At 58.4% G+C, this 1,384-nt stretch carries 1 protein-coding gene; it reads right to left on the bottom strand.

Annotation, left to right across the window (positions count from 1 at the left end):
* Window positions 1-73 precede the first annotated feature (73 nt).
* Window positions 74-1,384: group II intron reverse transcriptase/maturase (ltrA, locus tag AACY02_RS25900; protein WP_339434355.1), on the bottom strand; the 1,311-nt coding region annotated here is incomplete at its 5' end.

Genomic DNA, 1,384 nt, shown 5'->3' with positions numbered 1-1,384 from the left:
GAATCGAGTAGGAGACGGATTTACATCCGTCGTCCTCTCACACCACCGTACGTACGGCTCCGTATACGGCGGTTCAAATTATGCGATTAAGCCGAGTTATCGTATCCAGTATCGAGACCAGTCCGAGTCCATCCCAGAGCTTCTTCGGCAGCGCCTGATTCATATGAGGTGCCCCCGAATTCCACCAAGGGCCTCGACCATTGAACGCTGACTGGTAAGCGCGCTGCTCGTCTATCCCCAAGCGCATCAGGTTGCGCGCCCTCGCTGAGGGCCGTTTCCATTGCCGCCAAAGAGCACAACGAAGCTTGTGACGCACCCACCCATCAAGTATCTCTAAAGCGCGTTTGCCCTGAGTGAGCTTGAAGTATCCAGCCCAACCGCGCAGCACAGGGTTTATACGCTCAATGGTATAGGCCATTTTACGTCCTCGTGCTCCGCGCAGAAGCGCCCCGAGCCGGTCGCGCAAGCGAAGCAAGCTCATCGTTGCCACTCGTAACCGTGGCTGTCGATGCCAGCTCATCCCATAGCCCAAGTAATCACACATCCACGATCCGGCTACTCGGCTCTTTTCCCGGTTCAGCGTCAGTTTCAGGCGCTGCCTCAGGAAACGCTCAACGCTAGCCATCACCCGTTCGCCTGCGCGACGACTGCGCACATAAATGTTCGCATCGTCGGCATAACGTACAAAACGATGGCCCCGCCGTTCCAATTCACAATCGAGTTCGTTGAGCAGGATGTTCGACAGCAACGGCGAGAGCGGGCCGCCTTGCGGCGTCCCTTCCTGCCGGCGACTGACGAGTCCGCCTGACATCGTTCCCGCTTCGAGATAACGACGGATCAGCGTGAGCACACATCTATCTTCGATTTGACGCTCGATGTAGGCCATCAATACATCGTGGTTGACCCGATCAAAGAACTTCTCCAGATCAAGTTCCACGCACCAGCGGTGACCCACCGCCACATGGGCGCGGGCTGTTTCGATGGCTTGGTGAGCGCTTCTACCCGGTCGAAAGCCGTAGCTGTAGTCCGAGAACAGAGGGTCGAAGATTGGCGTGAGCTGTTGCAGCAAAGCCTGTTGAATCAGGCGATCCACGACATTGGGGATACCCAGTTGCCGTGTTCCTCCTTTGGGTTTGGGGATGTCGACGGCGCGTACACCTTGCGGGTGGTACTCGCCTGCCAGCAACCGAGCCTTAAGGATCGGCCAATACTGTTTCACGTAGCCCCCCAAGTCGGCGACCGTCATGCCATCGGCACCCGGCGCCCCCTTGTTGCTGACTACGCGTTGATACGCACGCTTGAGGTTGGCGGGTGCGAGCACCCGCGCCATCAACGTGCCCGGCTCCGCGTTCGTCCCCGTCACAGACGCCGCTGATACCTGTGC

The organism is Pseudomonas sp. EA_65y_Pfl2_P78 (assembly GCF_963970495.1).
In the GTDB taxonomy this organism is placed as follows: domain Bacteria; phylum Pseudomonadota; class Gammaproteobacteria; order Pseudomonadales; family Pseudomonadaceae; genus Aquipseudomonas; species Aquipseudomonas baetica_A.
Note: the sequence above shows the minus strand (reverse complement) of the source record. Positions and strands in the feature narration are given on the sequence as shown.